This window comes from Sphingopyxis italica (assembly GCF_011926545.1).
GTDB classification, from domain to species: Bacteria; Pseudomonadota; Alphaproteobacteria; order Sphingomonadales; family Sphingomonadaceae; genus Sphingopyxis; species Sphingopyxis italica.
This window is the reverse complement of record NZ_JAATIT010000001.1, coordinates 899,911-920,398: the sequence shown is the minus strand read 5'-3', so window position 1 is coordinate 920,398 and position 20,488 is coordinate 899,911. Positions and strand designations below refer to the sequence as shown.

General features: G+C 64.6%; 22 protein-coding genes. 12 read left to right on the top strand and 10 right to left on the bottom strand.

The genetic code is table 11. The features are described 5' to 3' along the window. Nucleotides 1-78 precede the first annotated feature (78 nt). Nucleotides 79-849 carry a class I SAM-dependent methyltransferase gene (locus GGR90_RS04035; RefSeq protein ID WP_167919540.1) on the top strand — a complete coding sequence of 257 codons (771 nt, stop codon included), beginning with the start codon at nt 79-81 and terminating at the stop codon, nt 847-849. A 52-nt stretch (nt 850-901) separates the two neighbouring features. Here the strand turns inward: GGR90_RS04035 and GGR90_RS04030 are convergent, their stop codons facing one another. Together GGR90_RS04030 and GGR90_RS04025 are read right to left on the bottom strand one after the other, a co-directional pair. Then, a complete protein-coding gene (locus GGR90_RS04030; RefSeq protein WP_167919538.1) occupies nt 902-3,100 on the bottom strand; it encodes a M3 family metallopeptidase in 2,199 nt (732 codons plus the stop codon). A gap of 86 nt (nt 3,101-3,186) precedes the next feature. Then, complete coding sequence (locus GGR90_RS04025; protein ID WP_167919536.1) at nt 3,187-4,056, bottom strand: SMP-30/gluconolactonase/LRE family protein; 870 nt, start codon at nt 4,054-4,056, stop codon at nt 3,187-3,189. A gap of 336 nt (nt 4,057-4,392) precedes the next feature. Between GGR90_RS04025 and GGR90_RS04020 the strand changes: the two genes are divergently transcribed. The 4 genes from GGR90_RS04020 to GGR90_RS04005 all read left to right on the top strand — a co-directional run bounded on the left by GGR90_RS04020 (nt 4,393) and on the right by GGR90_RS04005 (nt 8,177). Next, a complete protein-coding gene (locus GGR90_RS04020) occupies nt 4,393-5,547 on the top strand; it encodes an acyl-CoA dehydrogenase family protein (protein ID WP_167919534.1) in 1,155 nt (384 codons plus the stop codon). Between the two features lie 126 nt (nt 5,548-5,673). Then, a complete protein-coding gene (locus GGR90_RS04015) occupies nt 5,674-6,843 on the top strand; it encodes an acetyl-CoA C-acetyltransferase (RefSeq protein ID WP_167919531.1) in 1,170 nt (389 codons plus the stop codon). A gap of 112 nt (nt 6,844-6,955) precedes the next feature. Next, nucleotides 6,956-7,738 (top strand): SDR family NAD(P)-dependent oxidoreductase, encoded by a 783-nt coding sequence (locus tag GGR90_RS04010; RefSeq protein WP_167919529.1) that lies wholly within the window; start codon nt 6,956-6,958, stop codon nt 7,736-7,738. A 1-nt stretch (nt 7,739) separates the two neighbouring features. Beyond that, the gene (locus tag GGR90_RS04005) at nt 7,740-8,177 is read left to right on the top strand and encodes an acyl-CoA thioesterase (protein ID WP_167919527.1); all 438 of its coding nucleotides are present in this window, start codon (nt 7,740-7,742) and stop codon (nt 8,175-8,177) included. A gap of 130 nt (nt 8,178-8,307) precedes the next feature. Here GGR90_RS04005 and gmk read toward each other — a convergent pair whose 3' ends face one another. Beyond that, nucleotides 8,308-8,970 (bottom strand): guanylate kinase, encoded by a 663-nt coding sequence (gmk, locus tag GGR90_RS04000; RefSeq protein WP_167919525.1) that lies wholly within the window; start codon nt 8,968-8,970, stop codon nt 8,308-8,310. A 50-nt stretch (nt 8,971-9,020) separates the two neighbouring features. Here gmk and GGR90_RS03995 point away from each other — a divergent pair, with 50 nt between their 5' ends. Then, nucleotides 9,021-9,587 carry a DUF2585 domain-containing protein gene (locus GGR90_RS03995; RefSeq protein WP_167919523.1) on the top strand — a complete coding sequence of 189 codons (567 nt, stop codon included), beginning with the start codon at nt 9,021-9,023 and terminating at the stop codon, nt 9,585-9,587. A 125-nt stretch (nt 9,588-9,712) separates the two neighbouring features. On the opposite strand, the gene GGR90_RS03990 is transcribed toward GGR90_RS03995, so the two are convergent. From GGR90_RS03990 to GGR90_RS03975, 4 genes are read right to left on the bottom strand one after another with little or no spacing between them, the layout of a single operon-like run. Further along, nucleotides 9,713-10,081 carry a hypothetical protein gene (locus GGR90_RS03990; protein ID WP_245198384.1) on the bottom strand — a complete coding sequence of 123 codons (369 nt, stop codon included), beginning with the start codon at nt 10,079-10,081 and terminating at the stop codon, nt 9,713-9,715. A 52-nt stretch (nt 10,082-10,133) separates the two neighbouring features. Next, complete coding sequence (gene fumC, locus GGR90_RS03985) at nt 10,134-11,522, bottom strand: class II fumarate hydratase (RefSeq protein WP_167919519.1); 1,389 nt, start codon at nt 11,520-11,522, stop codon at nt 10,134-10,136. Further along, nucleotides 11,519-11,830, bottom strand: a complete 312-nt coding sequence (locus tag GGR90_RS03980) for a hypothetical protein (protein WP_167919517.1) — start codon at nt 11,828-11,830, stop codon at nt 11,519-11,521. The genes fumC and GGR90_RS03980 overlap by 4 nt, the downstream gene beginning before the upstream one ends. Before the next feature lie 4 nt (nt 11,831-11,834). Then, nucleotides 11,835-12,317, bottom strand: coding sequence for an SspB family protein (locus GGR90_RS03975; protein WP_167919515.1), 483 nt, complete (start codon nt 12,315-12,317; stop codon nt 11,835-11,837). A 96-nt stretch (nt 12,318-12,413) separates the two neighbouring features. Between GGR90_RS03975 and hisB the strand changes: the two genes are divergently transcribed. The 5 genes from hisB (at nt 12,414) to GGR90_RS03950 (ending at nt 16,512) form a co-directional block, all read left to right on the top strand. Beyond that, nucleotides 12,414-13,001, top strand: a complete 588-nt coding sequence (gene hisB, locus GGR90_RS03970; protein ID WP_167919513.1) for an imidazoleglycerol-phosphate dehydratase HisB — start codon at nt 12,414-12,416, stop codon at nt 12,999-13,001. Nucleotides 13,002-13,110: 109 nt separating this feature from the next. Beyond that, nucleotides 13,111-13,764 (top strand): imidazole glycerol phosphate synthase subunit HisH, encoded by a 654-nt coding sequence (gene hisH, locus GGR90_RS03965; RefSeq protein ID WP_167919511.1) that lies wholly within the window; start codon nt 13,111-13,113, stop codon nt 13,762-13,764. Next, the gene (gene hisA / locus GGR90_RS03960) at nt 13,752-14,495 is read left to right on the top strand and encodes a 1-(5-phosphoribosyl)-5-[(5-phosphoribosylamino)methylideneamino]imidazole-4-carboxamide isomerase (protein WP_167919509.1); all 744 of its coding nucleotides are present in this window, start codon (nt 13,752-13,754) and stop codon (nt 14,493-14,495) included. Before hisH ends, hisA begins: the two co-directional genes overlap by 13 nt. 118 nt (nt 14,496-14,613) lie before the next feature. Next, nucleotides 14,614-15,378, top strand: a complete 765-nt coding sequence (gene hisF, locus GGR90_RS03955) for an imidazole glycerol phosphate synthase subunit HisF (RefSeq protein ID WP_167919507.1) — start codon at nt 14,614-14,616, stop codon at nt 15,376-15,378. 51 nt (nt 15,379-15,429) lie between these two features. Continuing rightward, on the top strand, nt 15,430-16,512 hold the full coding sequence (locus GGR90_RS03950) for a calcium:cation antiporter (protein WP_167919505.1): 1,083 nt from the start codon (nt 15,430-15,432) through the stop codon (nt 16,510-16,512). Nucleotides 16,513-16,597: 85 nt separating this feature from the next. On the opposite strand, the gene GGR90_RS03945 is transcribed toward GGR90_RS03950, so the two are convergent. Further along, a complete protein-coding gene (locus tag GGR90_RS03945) occupies nt 16,598-17,734 on the bottom strand; it encodes a beta-ketoacyl-ACP synthase III (protein ID WP_167919503.1) in 1,137 nt (378 codons plus the stop codon). Nucleotides 17,735-17,924: 190 nt separating this feature from the next. Here GGR90_RS03945 and GGR90_RS03940 point away from each other — a divergent pair, with 190 nt between their 5' ends. Then, entirely contained in the window at nt 17,925-18,476 is a 552-nt protein-coding gene (locus GGR90_RS03940) for a hypothetical protein (RefSeq protein ID WP_167919501.1), read from the top strand. 169 nt (nt 18,477-18,645) lie between these two features. Here the strand turns inward: GGR90_RS03940 and GGR90_RS03935 are convergent, their stop codons facing one another. Both GGR90_RS03935 and GGR90_RS03930 read right to left on the bottom strand, forming a co-directional pair. Next, nucleotides 18,646-19,416: a sulfite exporter TauE/SafE family protein gene (locus GGR90_RS03935; protein ID WP_167919499.1), complete on the bottom strand. Its 771-nt coding sequence runs from the start codon at nt 19,414-19,416 to the stop codon at nt 18,646-18,648. Between the two features lie 138 nt (nt 19,417-19,554). Beyond that, the gene (locus GGR90_RS03930) at nt 19,555-20,481 is read right to left on the bottom strand and encodes a LysR family transcriptional regulator (RefSeq protein WP_167919497.1); all 927 of its coding nucleotides are present in this window, start codon (nt 20,479-20,481) and stop codon (nt 19,555-19,557) included. Nucleotides 20,482-20,488 lie beyond the last annotated feature (7 nt).

Below are 20,488 nucleotides of genomic sequence, written 5' to 3'. Positions count from 1 at the left end.
CGGCTGGCTGCGGCAGCATCGAAGCATATAGGATTTCGGACTTCCACAACTGACGCGCTCGGGCGCGAAGGAGGACAGATGCTCCAGGGCAAAAAACTGGTTCAATCCATGTTCGCGCGTCGCGGCTACCGGATTGTAAGGTCGGAATCCGACGTGCGGTATCGGCCGGTCGCAGCCGATGCGCGCAATTCTGCCAGCTTGCTCCATGAGATTCTCCCGGTGGTGCAGCACAACGCGCTGACCGGAGAGTGGCCGACGCCGGAATTTCTTGAGAATTACTTCGATGCGGACCGTCTTGCGATGGCTCGCCTTCTGCTTGATCAATGCGATGCCGAAGACGTCGAAATCGCGGGCAAGCGCGTTCTGGACATCGGGTGCCACGCGGGGTGCCTCCTGCGCCTCATGCACGCAAGATACAAGGAAACCTCCCTCTTCGGATGCGATATCAGCGATGTGAAGCTCGCGATGGCCAAACGCGCCTGCCCCGACGCCGAACTATTCTTCAGCGCGCTCTCGGACCTTCCCCGGTCATCGCGCTACGACGTGGTGTTCCTGATGGAAGTGCTGGAGCACACGGTCGATCCCGAAGCGGTTGTCCGGCGTCTGCTCGATATTGTGTCGGCTACCGGGACGCTCATATTGACGGTTCCCGATGGGCGGAGGGATCAATTTCCCGCCAAGGAATATCATGCGGAGTTTGATTCCTACGCGGGCCACATCAACTTCTGGAGTCCGGAGAGCTGGCACTATTTCCTGGCGCGGATCGCTCCCGAGTGGAAACTCCGTACAGGAACGCTGTCGACCGGACATTTGTTCGCAGCCCTGAGCATGAAGAACAAGGCGAATTAAGATAAACAAAGGGGGCGAAATCGCCCCCTTTGCCGCGTTGGTGTCGTTCGCCTCACTCGGTCGGAAAACCGCGCTTCGCCAGCAGCGCCTTCACATCGGGATCGCGGCCGCGGAAAGCGCGATAGGCTTCGGCGCGGTCGGTCTCGTTGCCGGTCATCAACAATATGGTGCGGAACTTGTCGGCGACGCTGCGATCCCACGGACCGCCCGCTTCGGTGAAGGCCGCCCAGGTGTCGGCGTCCATCGTTTCGGACCAGAGGTAGCTGTAATAGCCCGCCGAATAGGCGTCCGAGCTGAACAGATGGCCGAACTGCGGCAGGCGGTGCCGCATCACGATTTCCTTCGGCATGCCGATTTCGGCCAGCGTCTCGCGCTCGAACTTGTCGACGTCGGTCGGCGGGGTCTTGCGGTCGTGAAGCTTCATGTCGACGATCGCGCTCGCCAGATATTCGACCGTGTCGAACCCCTGGTTGAACTTGTTCGACGCGAGGATCTTGTCGACCAGCGCCTGCGGCATCGGCGCCCCCGTCTTGTAGTGCGTCGCATATTTCGACAGCACTTCGGGGGTCATCAGCCAATTCTCGTTCACCTGGCTCGGATATTCGACGAAGTCGCGCGGCACCCCGGCGAGCGCCGGATAGTTGACCTGCTGGAGCAGATAATGGATCGCGTGGCCGAATTCGTGGAACAGGGTCGTCGCGTCGTCGATGCTGATCAGCGTGGGTCCGCCCTTCGCGGCTTCGGTGAAATTATTATTGTTCGACGCGAGGACGTTGCGCTCGCCGCCCAGCGTCTGCTGGCTGCGATAGGTCGTCATCCACGCGCCCGACCTTTTGCCGTCGCGCGCGAAATTGTCGAGGTAGAAGACGCCGACATTCTCGTTCGTCTTGAGGTTATAGACCTCGAAGGTGCGGACCTTGGGATCGAACACCGGGATCGTGCCGGTGTTCTCCTTAAAGCCGAGGTCATATAGTTGCCCCGCCGACCAGAACATGCCGTCGACCAGCTTGTCGAGCTGGAGGTACGGCTTCACTTCGCTTTCATCGAGGTCGTATTTCGCCTTGCGGACCTTCTCGGCATAGAAGCGATAGTCCCAGGGCTCGATGGTGATCTTCGGCGTCTTGTTCGCCTTCGCTTCGGCGTCGGCGATCGCCTGCATGTCGGCGACCTCTTCCTTGACGCGCGCGACCGCGGCGGGCCAGACCTTCATCATCAGCCCCATCGCGGCCTCGGGGGTCTTCGCCATCGTGTCGGCCATGCGGTAATGCGCGTGGGTGGGGAAACCGAGCAGTTCGGCGCGCTGCTGGCGCAGCTTCAATATCTCGGCGATCGTCGCATTGGTGTCGTTCGCGTCGCCATTGTCGCCGCGGCTGACGAACGCCTTGTAAACCTTTTCGCGCAGCGCGCGGTTGGTCGCGTTCTGCAGCACCGGCTGCGCCGACGAGCGGGTGTTCTTGATCGCCCACTGGCCGGGCTTGCCATTGGCTTCGGCGGCCGCCGCCAGCGAAGCCACGAAGCCGGGCTCGAGCCCCGCGAGCTCGGCCTTGTCGGTGACGAAGCTATAGAGCTTCTCGTCGCCGAGCAGCTTCGACGAGAAGGCCGAGAACAGGCCTTCGAGCTTCGAATTCATCGCGACGAGCTTCGTCTTGTCGGCGGGCGACAGGTTGGCGCCGTCGCGCACCATCTCGTCATAGCTGCGCTCGACGATGCGGATCTGCTGCGCGTCGAGCCCGCTCGAATTGCGCTTGTCGTACACCGCCTTGTAGCGCGCGAAGAGCTTCGGATCGAGGAACAACTCGGTGTAGAAGGTGGTGAGCTTGGGGCTCCATTCGGCGTCGATATCCTCGACGCGGTCGCTCGACTTGTTCGACGTCTGGACGCCCCACATCGCGAAGATGCGGTCCATCGTGTCGCCAGCGAGCATCATCGGGACATGCGTATTCTCGAATGTCGGCGCCTCGGGATTGTCGATCACCGCCTGCACCTGCGCCTTGGTTTCGGCCATGCCCTTGGTGAAGGCGTCGGGGAACAGCTCGGGGTCCATCTTGTCCCACGGCGGCACCCCTTCATAGGGACCGGTCCAGGGCTGGAGCAGCGGGTTCGCGCCCGCGGGGACGGTGGCGGCCGGCTGAGCGGCGGCGGTCGGTTCGGCGGCGGTTGCGATGCTCATCTGGCTATAACCCGCCATCATCGCGGTGGATGCAAGCAGGATCGACAAAGGACGGACGAAAGGCTGCGCGCTGCGCGGCATAAGCATATCTCCCCGGAGGATAAGGTTTCGGATGAAACCATGTCAGGGGCCGTCTTAACCGGAGATGACGGGGGGGTGCAAGGTGCCTAGGCGCCAAATTCCTGCTGAATCAGGCCGGGGACGTCGACGCCGAAAGCAAACACGCCGCCCGCGTGCGGCTGGCGCGCGCGCTCCTCGTCGGTCAGATTCTTGCCCGCGCTGGTGACGAACGCCGTCTTCAAATCCGGCCCGCCGAACGCGATCATCGTCGGGCGCTGCACCGGCAATTCGACGGTCTGGAGCAATTCGCCCGCGGGCGAGAAGCGCGCGACGCGCCACCCGTCCCACAGCGCCGACCAGTAACAGCCCTCGGCATCGACCGCGGCGCCGTCGGGACGGCCGTTGCCATGCTCGAACTGGTGGAAGACGCGGCCATGGCTCAGCGCCCCGGCGGTCATGTCGACGTCATAGGCGCGGATCGCGTGCGTCGGCGTGTCGGCGTGATAGAAGGTGGCGCCATCGGGGCTGAACGCCGCGCCGTTGCTCGTCGTCAACCGTCCAAAGATTTCGGTCAGCGATCCGTCGGGATCGAGCCGGTAGAGCGTCGCTGCCGGATGTGCCTTGTCGCTCGTCAGGCTGCCGACCCACAGCCGGCCGAGGGCATCGACGCGCCCGTCGTTGAACCGCTGCTCGGGCTTGTCCGCGAGTACCGCCGGGCCGAAGGGGCGCGGCGCCGCGCCCCATGCGTCGATCAGCGCGCAGCCATTTTCGAGCGCCGCGACGAGCCCGCCCGACGCGCGCGGCGCGATGCAGCCGACCTGTTCGGCGAGTTCCATGACCTCGTCGGCCCCGGTCGCGGGATCGGTGCGATGGATTTTGCGGCCGTCGATATCGACCCAATAGAGGCGGGCTTCGGCGGTGTGCCAGACGGGCGATTCGCCGAGCAGGGCGCGGGCGTCGAGGAGCAGTTGGACCATGCGCAGGATCTTAGCGCGGGCGGGCGATGCTGCCCAGCGGCTGCAAACCTATTCGGCGCTCCGGGGAGGTTTGGAGCGCGCCGTCGGCGTGGTGCGTGACATTTCCTTCTTCAAGTCGTCATCCCGGCGAAGGACGGGATCTCGCCGGTGCGTCATTCCGAGAGGGCGAGATCCCGGCCTTCGCCGGGATGACGAGGAAAGATGAAGCGGCGACGAATAGAGTCTCATGCCGTAGCGTCTTTCTGCTTGACGTGGACGTAAACGTAAGGTCTCTTGGCCGGGAAAGTTGCGGTCGACTCCCCGCTCGCGTTGGGCCGCCCACAGGAAAGGAACATCATGTCGCTCGATAGTCTCTCGCGGTCCGCCTACACCGATGATCATGAGGCGTTTCGCGCGACCGTGCGCCAGTTCCTCGAAAAGGAAGTCGCGCCGAACGCGGCGCAATGGGCCGAGGACAAGATCGTTCCCAAGTCGATCTGGCCCAAGGCGGGCGAGCTCGGCATGCTGTGCCCCACGGTGCCCGAAGAATATGGCGGGCTCGGCCTCGACTTCGGCTATAATGCGATCGTCGACGAGGAAAGCGCCTATTACGGCCGCGCCACCACGGGCTTTTCGCTCCAGTCGGATATCGTCACCTCCTATATCGTCAAATATGGCAGCGAAGAGCAGAAGAAGCACTGGCTGCCCAAGATGGTCTCGGGGGAGGTGATCACCGCGATCGCGATGACCGAACCGGGCACCGGCAGCGACCTTCAGGGAATGCGCACGACCGCGAAGAAGGACGGCAATCACTACGTCATCAACGGGTCGAAAACATATATCACCAACGGTCAGAACGCCGACCTGATCCTTGTCTGCGTCAAGACCGATACCGAGGTCGAGCCGGCGTGGAAGGGCGTGTCGATCGTCCTCGTCGAGGCCGACCGCGACGGCTATGAACGCGGCCGCAACCTCGACAAGATCGGGCAGGACGAAGCCGATACATCGGAGATGTTCTTCAACGATGTGCGCGTGCCGATCACCAACTGCCTCGGCGAAGAGGGCAAGGGCTTCATCTATCTGATGAGCGAACTGCCGCAGGAACGCCTGTCGATCGCGGTATCGGCGCAGGCATCGGCGCAGCGCGCCTTCGACGACACGGTCGAATTTGCGCGCGACCGCAAGGCGTTCGGCAAGCCGATCCTCGATTTCCAGAACAGCCGCTTCGTGCTTGCCGACCTGAAGGCCAAGTTGCAGGTCGGCTGGGCGCATCTCGACTGGGCGCTCGCGCGTCACATGAAGAAGGAATTGACCCCCGAGGAGGGCGCCGCGGCAAAGCTGTGGCACACCGACCTCCAGTGGGAAGTGATGGACAAATGCCTCCAGCTGCATGGCGGCGCGGGTTATATGAACGAATATCCGATCGCCCGCGCCTGGCGCGCCGCGCGCGTGACGCGCATCTTCGGCGGCACGAACGAGATCATGAAGGAATTGATCGGGCGCAAGCTCTGACGGCGGCGCGAGCAATAAATAGGGACAGTCCCTATTTATGCGAAATGCGATCCCGCAATTCGATTGTCACCGGGCATAAATAGGGACTGTCCCTATTTATTGCGCCCTTGAGAAAGGAACTCCCCAATGGCCACAGCCTATATCGTCGACGCCGTCCGCACCGCGGGCGGCAAGCGCGGCGGCCGCCTCGCCGGCGTCCACCCCGTCGACCTCGGCGCCGCGGTGTTCGACGCGCTCGCCGACCGCAATGATTTCGACACCAAGGCGATCGACGACGTCATCACCGGCTGCGTGTCGCAGGGCGGCCAGCAGACGATGGACGTCGGCCGCAACGCGGTGCTCGCCTCGAAACTGCCCGACTCGATCCCCGCCGTCACCATCGACCGCCAGTGCGGATCGTCGCAGCAGGCGATCCAGTTCGCCGCGCAGGCTGTGATGTCGGGCACGCAGGACATCGTGCTCGCGAGCGGCATCGAAAGCATGACGCGCGTCCCGATGGGCAGCGTCGCGACGCTGTTCATGAAAGAGGGCCTCGGCCATTATAAGTCCGAGCGGCTCGAGGAAAAATATCCCGGCATCATGTTCAGCCAGTTCATGGGCGCCGAGATGATCGTCAAGAAATACGGGCTGACCAAGGACGACCTCGACGCCTATGCGCTCGAAAGCCACCGCCGCGGCAAGGCCGCGACCGAGGCGGGCCATTTCCAACGCGAGATCGTCGGGGTCGAGATCGACACCCCCGAAGGCCGCCAGACGCACCGCGTCGACGAGGGCATCCGCTTCGACGCGACGCTCGAAGGCATCGCCGGGGTCAAGATCCTGCAGGAAGGCGGTTCGATCACCGCGGCCACGTCGAGCCAGATCTGCGACGGTGCATCTGCCGCGCTCGTCGTGTCTGAACAGGCGCTCAAGGACCATGGCCTGACCCCGCGTGCGCGCATCCACCATATTTCGGTGACCGCGGGCGACCCGATCATCATGCTCGAAGAACCTTTGTTCGCGACCGAACGCGCGCTCAAGAAGGCGGGCATGACGATCGGCGACATCGACGCCTATGAGGTCAACGAGGCGTTCGCGCCCGTGCCGCTCGCGTGGCTGCAATATCTTGGCGGCGACCATGCGCGGCTCAACCGGCACGGCGGCGCGATCGCGCTCGGCCACCCGCTTGGCGCCTCGGGCACCAAGCTGATGGCGACGCTGCTCGGCGTGCTCGACGCGACCGGCGGCAAATATGGCTTGCAAACGATGTGCGAAGGCGGCGGTCAGGCCAACGTCACCATCGTCGAGCGGCTGTAACAACCGATCAATTTTTTCCGTTCGGGCTGAGCCTGTCGAAGCCCCGTTCTTGAAGAAAAGAGCGGCCCTTCGACAAGCTCAGGGCGAGCGGGTTAGAGAAAGGACTGAATAGATGAAACTCGATTCCACAATATCCGCCGTCGTCACCGGCGGCGCCTCGGGCCTCGGCGCCGCGACCGCGCGCGCGCTCGCCGCGAAGGGCGTGAAGGTCGCGATCTTCGACCTGCAGGAAGAAAAGGGCCTCGCGATCGCGGCCGAACTCGGCGGCGTGTTCTGCGAATGCAACGTCACCGACGACGCATCGGTCGACGCCGCCTTCGCGAAAGCACGCGAAGCCCACGGCCAGGAACGCATCCTCGTCAACTGCGCGGGCACCGGCAACGCGATCAAGACCGCGAGCCGCTCGAAGGAAGACGGCAGCATCAAGCATTTCCCGCTCGATGCGTTCAACTGGATCATCCAGATCAACCTCGTCGGCACCTTCCGCTGCATCGCCAAGTCGGCCGCGGGCATGTTGACGCTCGATCCGATGGAAGACGGCGAGCGCGGCGCGATCGTCAACACCGCGTCGGTCGCAGCCGAAGACGGCCAGATCGGCCAGGCGGCTTACTCGGCATCGAAGGGCGGCGTCGTCGGCATGACGCTCCCGATCGCGCGCGACCTCGGCAACGAGAATATCCGCGTCAACACGATCCTGCCGGGCATCTTCGACACCCCGCTGCTCGCCGGCGCGCCGCAGCCGGTGCGCGATGCGCTGGGCGCCTCGGTGCTCAACCCGAAGCGCCTCGGCGTCCCCGCCGAATATGCCAATCTTGCCATGTGCATGATCGAGAACGGCTATTTCAACGGCGAGGACGTCCGCCTCGACGGCGGCATCCGCATGGCGCCGCGCTGATATGCCCAAACCGGAAAGCTGGCGGCTAAACCCCGCCAGCTACCCCGTCGCAATCGAATTGCAGACGCGCTTTCAGGACATGGACATCAACGGCCACCTCAACAATGTGGCCTTTGCCGCCTTGTTCGAGAGCGGCCGCGTCCTCCTCAACCGCGACGTGCGTCCGCTGGACGAGCGCCCCGCGAACGAGCGCACGATGGTCGCCGCGGTCGAGATCAACTATCTCGCCGAGGGCAATTTCCCCGACCCGGTCCAGATCGCGACCGGCATCGGCCGCCTCGGCACCTCGAGCTTGACGATCGTCCAGGCGATGTTCCAGAACGGCGGCTGCATCGCGACCTGCGACACGGTGGTGGTGTGCCGCACCGATGGACAGGCGAAGCCGCTGCGCGCGGCGATGGTGGCGGAGCTCGAAGAGAAGCTGGCGAGGCCGGTCTGATCGCGAGAGCAAAGAATATCCCTATCGTCCGTTCGCCCTGGGCTTGTTGAAGGGCCGTTCTTTCTTCCCCGTCTGAGTAGGGAAGACCGGTGCTTCGACAAGCTCGGCACGAACGGATTTGGATGAGAGCTTAAAGCTTCTTGTCCGCGTCCGGCACCGCGCGGATCAAATCGCGCGCGAAGCCGATCAGACCGATCTGCCGCCGCCGCTTCAGCCGCTCGGCGCGCAGGATCGCGCGCACCTCGTCGAAACAGCCTTCGACATGGTCGTTGATCAGCACATAGTCGTAACCGTCCCAGTGGCTGATCTCGTTCGCCGCGCGCTCCATCCGCGCCGCGATCACCTCGTCGCTGTCGGTATTCCGCGAGCGCAGGCGGCGCTCCAGCTCTTCCATCGTCGGCGGCAGCACGAACACGCGCACGACGTCGGGCCCCGCCTCCTGATAAAGCTGCTGCGCCCCCTGCCAGTCGATGTCGAACAGCACATCCTTGCCCGCCTCGAGCAATTCATCGACCCGCGCGCGCGGCGTGCCATAGCGGTGGCCAAAGACATGCGCCCATTCGAGAAACTCGCCGTCGGCCGCCATCTTCTTGAACGTCTCGGTGTCGACGAAATGATAATGGACGCCGTCGACCTCGCCGGGGCGCGGCGGGCGCGTCGTTGCCGAGATCGACAGGGCGATATCCTTGTCGGCTTCGAGCATCATGCGCGAGATGGTGGTCTTGCCCGCGCCCGAGGGCGAGGAGAGGACGAACAACACGCCGCGGCGGTTCAGGTGGACGCTTTCAGCCATGGGCGCTAATTGCGCGAGAGACGGGCGCGGTCAAGCGGGAAGGGGCGGCTATGATCCTGGGGATTTCAAGACGAGGTTGGCTGATCGCCGCGGCACTGCTCGCGGCCTTCGCCGCCATCCTGTTCGCGATGGGGCGTCCGCCGATCTGCCCATGCGGGACCGTGAGCCTGTGGCACGGCACCGTCCAATCGAACCAGAACAGCCAGCAGGTGTCGGACTGGTACAGCTTCAGCCATGTCATCCACGGCTTCATATTCTTCGGCCTGTCGCGCTGGCTGATCCCCGCCCGGCCGCTGTGGATCGCGCTGGCGCTCGCGATCGGGGTCGAGGCGGCGTGGGAAATCCTAGAAAATTCAGCCGTAATCATCGACCGCTATCGCGAAGTCACCATGGCTTATGGTTATTCGGGCGATTCGATCCTCAATTCGGTGAGCGATGCCATCTTCATGGTGATCGGCTTCCTCGCGGCCAGCCGGATGCGCTGGTGGGCGACGGTGGTTATCGCGATCGCGTTCGAACTGTTCACGCTATGGGCGATCCGCGACAATCTGACGCTCAACGTCCTCATGCTGGTCTCGCCGATCGAGGCGGTGAAGGAATGGCAGGCGGGGGGTTGACGATTGAGCAGGCCTAACTTCTTCGTCATTCCGGCGAAGGCCGGAATCTCGCCGCCGCAGTAGAGTTCGAGGTCGGGATCCCGGCCTTCGCCGGGATGACGAAATAGACTTGCTAACAAATAAGCTCAGTGAAGCGAGCTACTGCCCGCATTGCCTTCGACCGGAATCGCGGGTGGCAGCGCGTCGCCGATCGTCTGCCCGTCGGGCGGGATATTGGCGGTCCCGGCATAGGTATCGACCACGCCAGCCTGAGCCAGCGCCGGATCGATCGCATGCGCTTCCTCGGCCGCCTTGCGTGCCTCGGCGCGTTCGGCCCATTTCTTGGTGAGATAGCCTGCCGCCGCCCACGCCGCGAGCGCGGCATAGCGTTGCGGAAACAGGCGCCGCGCCGCGAACAGCGCGCCCGCGCCGATGACGGCCCCGGCGACCGGGTGATTGCCCTTCTGCTTTCCGATGGCGCTGCCCAGCGCCCCGCCGACGATCCTGCCTATCATGCCCATGTCTCCTTCCCCCTTATCAATCCGCGGCGGCCCCTGCGGGTTCCGTTCAGTCCGAACCGAGCATCGTGCGCGGATCGACCACGCGATCAAAGGTCGCGGCATCGACATAGCCCAGATCGAGCGCGGCTTCCTTCAGCGTGCTGCCGGTCTCGTGCGCGTGCTTCGCGATCTTCGCCGCCTTGTCATAGCCGATTTCGGGCGCGAGCGCGGTGACGAGCATCAGCGAGCGATCGACCAGTTCGGCGATCCGGGCGCGGTTGGGCTCGATACCGGCGACGCAGCGTTCAGCGAAGGCGATCATGCCTGTGCTCAGCAGATCGATCGAGCGCAGCACATTGGCGCCGATCAGCGGTTTGAACACATTGAGCTCGAGATGACCCTGAAGCCCCCCGACCGTTACGGCCTGATGATTGCCGATCACTTGCGCGGCTACCATCGTCAGCATCTCGCATTGCGTCGGATTGACCTTACCGGGCATGATCGAGCTACCCGGCTCGTTGGCGGGAAGGTCGAGCTCACCGAGGCCAGCGCGCGGACCCGAGCCCAGGAGGCGGATGTCGTTCGCGATCTTGGTTAGCGAAACGGCGATAACGTTGAGGGCGCCCGAAAGTTCAACGAGCGCGTCGTTGGTCGCCAGTGCTTCGAATTTATTGGCCGCACTTGAAAATTCGACACCCGCAAGCACGCCGATCTCGTGCGCGATGTCCTCGCCGAATTGGGTGGGAGCGTTTAGGCCGGTCCCAACGGCAGTTCCGCCCTGCGCCAAATGGAATATGTCCGTGGAGGCGCTGGTGATGCGCACGCTCGCCTTTGCAAGCTGCACCGCATAGCCCGAAAATTCCTGCCCCAGCGTTAGCGGTGTTGCATCCTGAAGATGCGTGCGGCCGATCTTGATGATATCCGACCAATCCTCCGCCTTTTCTTCAAGCTCGCCACAAAGCTGAAGGATGGCGGGCTGTAAGCGACTGCGCAGAGCGAGGGCGGCCGCGACATGTATCGCAGTTGGGAAACTGTCGTTCGACGACTGGCTCATATTCACATGATCGTTCGGATGCACTGGCGACTTGCCGCCGCGGCTCCCGGCTAGCCGTTCGTTGGCGATCCCTGCGATCACCTCGTTGACGTTCATATTGCTTTGGGTGCCGCTGCCCGTCTGCCAGATGACGAGCGGAAACTGGTCGTCGAATTTACCCGCAACAACGTCCGCAGCGGCCGCCTCGATGGCGTCGGCCAGCGCCGCGTCCAGTCCGTGTTTCCGATTAACGCGCGCCGCGGCCTGTTTGACGAGCGCGAGCGCGTGGACGATCTCGATTGGCATTCGCTCGCGCGCGCCGAAAGGAAAATTTTCGATCGAACGCTGCGTCTGCGCACCCCAATAGGCGTCGGCCGGAACCGCTATCTCGCCGATCGAGTCGCTTTCCGTTCGCGTGCTCATGCCATCAGCATCCTTGTGATCAGAATCGCCCCGGCCCAGATCATCGCGACGAGGCCGAGCAACTGCCAATAGCCGCCCTCGCCGACCCGCCGCCGCAGCCATCCGGCAACGAGCCAGACGAGGACCAGCGCCGGGGTCAGCACCAGCAGACTGAAACGCAGCAGCCCGTCGGCGATCTGGCTGCGCGCATAGCCGCCCTCGAACAGGGCATAGCCCTCGACACCCCACCAGAAGGCGCCGGTCAGGACGAGCATGCCCGCGAGCGCCCAATATTGCCAGAAACGGCTCGGGGGCCAGAGTGGGCCCACGACGTTAGCGTTTTTTGCCGAAATCCACCGTCACGACATTCGAGCCATCCTCGGCCGTAACCTCGGGGCGATCGTTGTCGGCCTCGTCATGCGGCTCGGGCTGCGTCTCGTCGTCGTCGCTGACCTGGAACTGCAGCCCGAAATCGACCGATGGGTCGACGAAGGCGGTGATCGACGCATAGGGGATGGTGAGGATCGACGGCGTCTGGTTGAACGACAGGCCGACGCTGAAATGATCGTCCTCGACCTTCAGATCCCAGAAGCGGTTCTGCAGCACGATCGTCATTTCGTCGGGGAATTTGGCGATCAGATGCGCCGGAATATCGACCCCGACAGCCTGCGTCTTGAAGGTGATGTAGAAATGATGTTCGCCGGGCAGGCTGTCATAACCGACGATCTGGCTGAGCACGCGGCCGACCACGGCGCGCAGCGCGTCCTGCACGATTTCGTCATAGGGAATCAGGCTGTCGCGTACATCGTCACTCATGGGGCGAGGGGATGAACGCGCGCCGCGCACCGGTCAAGAGGTCTCGGCGGGGGAAAGTCACCTTGCAACGCGAAAAATAGGCTCTAAGGGGTCCCCATGCGAACCGCCACAGTCCAGCGCACGACCAAGGAAACGGATATCGCGATCACCGTCAATCTCGACGGAACGGGCGAATATTCAGTGTCCACCGGCATCGGTTTCCTCGACCATATGGTCGAGCAATTGTCGCGCCACTCGCTGATCGACATCTCGATGCAGGTGAAGGGCGACCTTCATATCGACCAGCATCACACGGTCGAGGATAGCGCGCTCGCGCTCGGCGAAGCGGTGGCCAAGGCGCTCGGCGACAAGCGCGGCATCGCCCGCTACGGCGAGGCGCACGCGCCGATGGACGAGACGCTGACGCGCTGCGTGCTCGACATTTCGGGGCGCCCGCACTGCGTCTATAACTCCTCCTTCTCGCAGCCGCGGCTCGGCGAGATGGACACCGAGATGTTCCCGCACTGGTTCCAGAGCTTCGCGCAGACCGCAGGGATCACGCTGCACATCGAGATGCTCTACGGCGAGAACAATCACCACATCGCCGAAAGCATGTACAAGGCTCTGGCCAGGGCGCTGCGCCAAGCGGTCGAGATCGACCCGCGCAAGGGCGACGCGATTCCGAGCACGAAGGGCGTGCTATGATTCTCCCCTCCCGCTTGCGGGAGGGGTCGGGGGAGGGCCTGTTTCAGGCCGCCGCCACTAATCGGACATGCCCTCCCCTAACCCCTCCCGCAAGCGGGAGGGGGACTGAATGACCATCGCCCTGATCGACTATGGCGCGGGTAATCTTCGCTCGGTGCATAATGCGCTCGTCGCGGCGGGCGCCGACAATGTTGCGGTCACCGCCGATCCCGATGTTGTCGCCAAGGCCGATCGCATTGTGCTCCCCGGCGTCGGCGCCTTCGCCGCCTGCATGAACGGCCTCTCGGCGATCGACGGGCTGGTCGAGGCGATGGAACGCCGCGTGCTTGGGCAGGGCGCCCCCTTCCTCGGCATCTGCGTCGGCATGCAATTGCTCGCCGATGCGGGCGAGGAGCATGGGCGGCACGAAGGACTCGGCTGGATCGGCGGCACCGTGCGACGCTTCGAGGAGGGGTTCGGATATCGCTTCCCACACATGGGCTGGAACGATGTCATTCCGTTTGACGGGAAATCGGGAAAATTAGCCGTCGAGGAGTTGGCAGGTGAGTGCCACCCGGTTCTTGCGCTCGGCGAAGCCTATTTTCTACACGGCTATTATTTCGAAGCGGCCCGGCAGAGCGAGATATTGGCGATGAGCGATCACAGCGTGATGTTCGCAGCCGCAGTCGGTCGCGACAACATTCTCGGCGTCCAGTTCCACCCCGAAAAAAGCCAGGCTTACGGCCTCGCAACGCTCGAAAGATTCCTGGCATGGCGCCCGTAGATTCTGGCCTGACCATCTTCCCCGCGATCGACCTCAAGGGCGGGCAGGTGGTGCGGCTCGCCGAGGGCGATATGGCGCGCGCGACCGTCTATGGCGACGATCCGGCGGCGCAGGCACGCCTCTTCGCCGACGCGGGCGCATCGCACCTCCACGTCGTCGACCTCGACGGCGCCTTCGCGGGCGCGAGCGTCAACGGCGCGGCGGTCGAGAGCATCATCGCCGCCTTCCCGGGCAAGGTGCAGGTCGGCGGCGGCATCCGTAATCGCGAAGGTGTCGACCGCTGGCTCGCGCTTGGCGTCGAGCGCGTGATCATCGGCACCGCGGCCTTGAAAGACCCCGAATTCGTCAAATCCGCCGCGCGCGACCTCCCCGGCCGCATCGTCGTCGGCGTCGACGCGCGCGATGGCATGGTCGCGACCGAGGGCTGGGCCGATGTTTCGGACGTGCGCGTCGAGGATCTCGCGCGACGCTTTGAGGACGCCGGCGTCGCCGCGCTGCTGTTCACCGACGTCGGCCGTGACGGGCTGCTCAAGGGCTGCAATGTCGACGCGACGGTCGCGCTCGCCAAATCGGTGAGCATCCCGGTGATCGCCAGCGGCGGCGTCGCCGACTTGGGCGACATCCATGCGCTCCGCCCCCACGTCGCCGACGGCATCGAAGGCGTGATCACCGGCCGCGCGCTCTACGACGGCCGCCTCGATCTCGCCGAAGCGATCGCGGCGGGGCGGTGATGAACTGCCATCCCATTCCCGTTCGCATCGAGCGAAGTCGAGATGCCCATCGGTCTTGCGCTGTACTGACGGGTGTCTCGACTTCGCTCCACACGAACGGACCTAATAGGCTGGCTCAATGACCGTCCGCGTCCGCGTCATCCCCTGTCTCGACGTCGCCGACGGCCGCGTCGTCAAGGGCGTCAATTTCGTCGACCTGCGTGACGCCGGCGACCCCGTCGAGGCCGCGCGCGCCTATGACGCCGCGGGCGCCGACGAGCTTTGCTTCCTCGACATCAGTGCCAGCCATCAGGGCCGCGGCACCCTGCTCGACATGGTCGCCCGCACCGCCGAGGTCTGTTTCATGCCGCTCACCGTCGGCGGCGGCGTGCGGAGCGCTGACGATGCGCGCGCACTGCTGCTCGCGGGCGCCGACAAGGTCGCGGTGAACAGCGCCGCCGTCGCGCGGCCCGATCTCGTCGCCGACATCGCGGACCGCTTCGGCAGCCAGTGCGCGGTCGGCAGCATCGACGCGCGGCGTGTGGAAGACGGACGATGGGAAATCTTCACCCACGGCGGCCGCAAGCCCACCGGGATCGACGCGGTGGAGCACGCCATCCGCCTCGCCGCCCTCGGCGCCGGCGAATTGCTCGTCACCAGCATGGACCGCGACGGCACGAAGGACGGCTACGACCTTGCGCTCACCCGCGCGATCTCCGATGCGGTCGGCGTCCCGGTGATCGCGAGCGGAGGCGTGGGCAATCTCGACCATCTCGTCCAAGGCGTGATCGAAGGCGGCGCGAGCGCGGTGCTCGCGGCGAGCATCTTCCACTTCGGCGAAGCGACGGTCGCCGAAGCCCACGCGCGGCTCGCCGCCGCCGGATTGCCCGTCCGCGCACATTAATTGCTCCGTCGGGGGTAGCCACGTCGGAAAGTGGCTGCAATAGACGCCCCCATGACCGCCAAATTCCGCCTCGCCGCCCACACCAACGATATCTTCCCGATCCTCGGCTTCCTCGCCGCGATGGCGAGCCTCGCGATGCCGCTGGGTGCCTGGCTCGTCGGCTTCATCCTCGCGGGCGCGGTCGTCGCCGCGGTCCACCATGCCGAGGTGATCGCGCACCGCGTCGGCGAACCCTTCGGCACGCTGATCCTCGCGCTCGCGGTGACGGTGATCGAGGTCGGGCTGATCCTCACCTTGATGCAGGCCGAACCCGAAAAGGCGCTGACGCTTGCGCGCGATACGGTGTTCGCGGCGGTGATGGTGATCCTCAACCTCCTGATGGGCCTCTGCCTGCTCGCGGGCAGCCTCCGTCACCATGAACAAAGGTTCCAGCGCACCGGCATCGGCGCCGCGCTCGCGACGCTGACGGTGCTGACCGTCGTGACGCTCGTGCTCCCCAATTTCACCTCGAGCGTCCCCGGCCCCTTCTATTCGGGAACCCAACTCGGCTTCGTCGCGGTCGTGTCGCTGATCCTCTACGCGACCTTCGCGCTGGTGCAGACGGTGCGCCACCGCGACTATTTCCTTCCCGATGGCGAAGCGCATGACGAACCCGACGCGCACGCCGCGCCGCCGACCGTCCAGCGCACCGCGATCTCGGGCGCGCTGCTCCTCGCCAGCCTCGTCGCGGTCGTGCTGCTCGCGAAAAATCTCTCGCCGGTGATGGGCGCGCTGCTCGCCGACTGGGGCGCGCCGCCGGCGGTGCTGGGCGTGCTGATCGCCGCGCTGATCCTCGCTCCCGAAGGGCTCGCGGCGGTGCGCGCGGCGAAAGCCGACCGCCTCCAGACCAGCCTCAACCTCGCATTGGGCTCGGCGCTCGCGACGATCGGGCTGACGATTCCGGCGGTCGCGATCCTGTCGATCGTCGCCGACATGCCGATCAGCCTCGGCCTCGACGCCAAATCGACCGTGCTCCTGTTCCTGTCGCTGATCGTGTCGGTGCAGACGCTCGCGAACGGCCGGACGACCGTGCTGCAGGGGGTGATCCACCTGATGCTGTTCGCGATCTACCTGTTCACGACCTTCGTGCCGTAGGAAAATCGTCGCCCCCGCGAAGGCGGGGGCCGCTATGGGCGTAGCGCAAGGTTGCCAACGGCCCCCGCCTTCGCGGGGGCGACGGTTACGTCCTCCGGACGAACACCGTCCCCGCGCTATACCCCGCCCCGAACGAGCAGATCAGCCCGGTATCCCCCGCGACCATATCCTCGTGATTGAGGTGAAAGGCGATGATCGACCCCGCGCTCGACGTGTTGCCATAGGTGTCGAGCACCGTCGGGCTCTCGTCCGCGCTCGCCTCGTGGCCCAGCACGCGCTGCGCGATCAGCCGGTTCATATTGGTGTTCGCCTGATGCAGCCACAGCCGCCGCATGTCGCCGCCCGCGAGGCCCAGCAGTTCCATCTGCTCGACGATCATGTTCGCGACCATCGGCACGACCTCCTTGAACACCTTGCGGCCTTCCTGAACGAACAGCTTGTCCGACTTCGGTCCCGACTGGTCGATCCCCCCGTGGCCGCGGTTCAAAAAGCCGAAATTGTTGCGAATATTGTTCGAAAAGACGGTCTTCAGCTTGGTGCCGAGGATGTCCCAATGTCCCGCGGGCGCGATCTCCTTGTCCTCGACCAAAGTCGCGGTCGCGACGTCGCCGAAGATGAAATGGCTGTCGCGGTCGCGCCAGTTCAAATGCCCCGAACAAATCTCGGGGTTCACGACGAGCACACTCTTCGCGTGCCCCGCGCGGATATAGTCGGCGGCGGTCTGGATGCCGAAGGTCGCCGACGAGCAGGCGACGTTCATGTCGAAACCGAAGCCGTCGATGCCGAGCGCGTCCTGAATCTCGACCGCCATCGCGGGATAAGCGCGCTGCATGTTTGACGCCGCGCACAGCACCGCATCGACGTCGCGCGCATCGCGCCCGGCGCGCGCGAGCGCATCCTTCGCCGCCGCGACGGCGATCTCGGCGAGAATCGACAGCTCGTCGTTGCCGCGCTCGGCGATGCGCGGCGCCATGTGGGCGGGATCGAGAATGCCCGCCTTGTCGACGACGAAGCGCGACCCGATGCCGCTCGCCTTCTCGATGAATTCGACGCTCGATTCGGTCAGTTCGGGCATTTCACCCGCCGCGATCGCGTCGGCATTTTCGCGGTTATGCAGCGCGACATATTCGTTGAAACTCGCGACGAGTTCCTCGTTGGATATGCGTTCGGCGGGGGTGAAGAGGCCGGTTGCGGAAATGACCGGCTGCGGTGAATGCGACATGGTGGGTCTCGTGTGTCTTACAGTTTCAAGACACGCTGATTAGGCTCCGCTGCGTCGCCGCGCAACGCCCGGCTATGGCTGAACGATCGCTAACATCATGGTTAACCTGACACTAACCATTTGGATGGCAGATTGGCTGACGCAGGCCTCCGGGGGGATGGCTCCCCGGGCGCCGTGCGGGAGCACGACCATGGCGACGCGTTCAGGACCGGCCGCAGGCGACCTGTCCCTTTCCGAACTCAAGGAATTTGCGGGTTTTCCCGCGGCGACCCAGCGTTACATCCGCCGTTCGCTCGACATCGGGCTCGAACGCGACGATGCGATCGCGCGCTGGTCGCGCGACATGGTCGAGGAAACCGCGATCCGCGTCCAGGCACGCGTCTATCACCGGCTCGTCGAAATTCGCGCGCATATCCCTGACGACAGCGGGCTCGACGCACTCGAACATTTCATGGCGCCGCTGATCGCGGTGTCGGCCTTCGACCTCGGTCAGGACCGCCTGCCGGGCTTCGCCGCCTACCGCTTCCTCTACGAACGCCTCCTCGGCGCGCACGCGCGGCCGTGGCTGCCCGGCGCCTTCTGCGCCGCCGCGTCGCTGCCGCACCTTCACCCCGACAAGCGCAAGATCCTGCTCCAGTCGATCAGCGAAGCCGCCGCCACCGCCCCCGGCTGGTCGGCGCGCGAACCGAGCTTCTTCCCCGAATGGGTCGATAAGATCGACGAGCCGAAGCCGGCGAATTGATCGGTGGTTTTGATGTAGTTTTGAGACGCCCCTTGTTTCCGTTTGTGTCGAGCGAAGTCGAGACACCCGTCGACGCAGCGCCAGTCCGAGGGGCATCTCGACTTCGCTCGATGCGAACGGGTTTGTAAAAGCTAGCGGCAGCTACCCACCGTAACCGGCCATCTCCCCGCTACCCGACCAGCACCTTGTACAGCCCGAACGCGCTCGTCGCGATCAGCACGACGCCGACCAGCATCAGCATGACCTTGGGCGAGAAGCGTTTCGCCATCATCGCGCCGAGCGGTGCGGCGACGACGCCGCCGATGATCAGGCCTAGCGTGGGGCCCAGGATTTCGCCGATGCCGAGGTGCCAGATAAAGGCGACCGAAACCGCGACCGCGAGGAAGAATTCGACGCTGTTGACCGTGCCGACGACCTTGCGCGGCTCGCCGCCCTGGACGAGCAGGTTCGAGGTCACGACCGGACCCCAGCCGCCGCCGCCCGCGGCGTCGAGGAACCCGCCGACCACGGCGAGCGGTGCGACGACCTTGGGCTTGGAAAATTTGGGCGGATACAGCACGCCGCGGATCAGCAACCAGATGCCGATCAGCACGAGATAGCCGAGCACGAAGGGCTTCACGACCTCGGCGTGCAGCGACGACAGCACATAGGCGCCGAGCACCCCGCCGATCACTCCGGGGATCAGCAGGCGAAAGAAGAGCGGCCAGTCGATATTGCGGTGGAACACATGGCTCAACCCCGACACGCCGGTGGTGAAAATTTCGACGACATGGATGCGCGCCGAAGCGGTCGCGGGGGGAACGCCCAGAACCGCGACGAGCAACGTGTTGCAGATCACGCCGAACGCCATTCCCAGCGCGCCGTCGACGAGCTGCGCCGCAAAGCCGATCAGGATGAACGGCAGAAGCGCGGTGAAGTCGATAGCCGCAAGATCAATCATATGTCATCCCAACTCTTTTAGTTGACAACTTGCTGCCGGGATTTGCGGCAATGCGCCAGCGCAAATTTTCTGCTGGCGGCAAAGGGATTTGTTTCCGCGTCGGGTCGAATAGCGAGGAAACAGATTTCGGGACCGGTTCTAGCCGGCGATCTCGTCGGGCAGATATTCGCGCACATAATCGATGAAGGCGCGCAGCTTGGGCATCACCTGCTTGCGGCCCGGATAATAGAGGAAGAGCCCCGAGGTCGCGGCGCAATAGTCGGTGAGAACCAGTTCGAGTTCGCCACTGGCGACCATCGCCTTCGCCATCGGCTCGGCCATCATGCCCATCGCGACGCCGGTGCGGATCGCGACGAGCGCGGCGATCCAGTCGTTGACGATCACCGGACCGGTGACGCCGACGTCATATTCGCGGTTTCCCTTCTCGAACGTCCACGGCATCAGCGCCCCGGTGGCGAGGCGAAAGCGGATGCAGCGGTGCTCGCGCAGCTCCTCCGGCGTTTCGGGGCGGCCGTGCCTGTCCAGATAGGCGGGCGCCGCTGCGACGACGAAGCGGAAGGGGCCGGTCAGGCGCACCGCGATCACGTCGGCGTCGAGCGATTCGCCCATCCGCACCCCGGCATCGAAGCCGCCGGCGCTGAGGTCGGCCAAAGCGTCGTCGGCATAAATCTCGAGTTCGATGTCGGGATAGGTTTCGCAAAAGCCCGCGATGATCGGCTCGAACAGCGGCTGCACCGCGCCGCGCATCAAATTGATCCGCAGCCGTCCCGCAGGCCGGTTGCCGAGGTTGCGCGCCGCCTCATAGGCGTCGGCGAGCCCGGTATAGGCGGGGGCGGCGCGCTCGAGGAACATTTCGCCCGCCTGGGTGAGGCCCACGCTGCGTGTCGTGCGCATGAACAGGGGCGCGCCGACGCGCGTTTCGAGGGCCTTGATCGTCTGGCTGATCGCGGAGGGGGAGACGCCGAGGTCGGCGGCCGCGGCGGAAAAGCTGCGCCTTTCCGCAACACGCAGGAAGGCTTCGATCCCGTCGAGCGCCCCTTGGGGGATTGTTAAATCCTGCTTCAAAGCACTT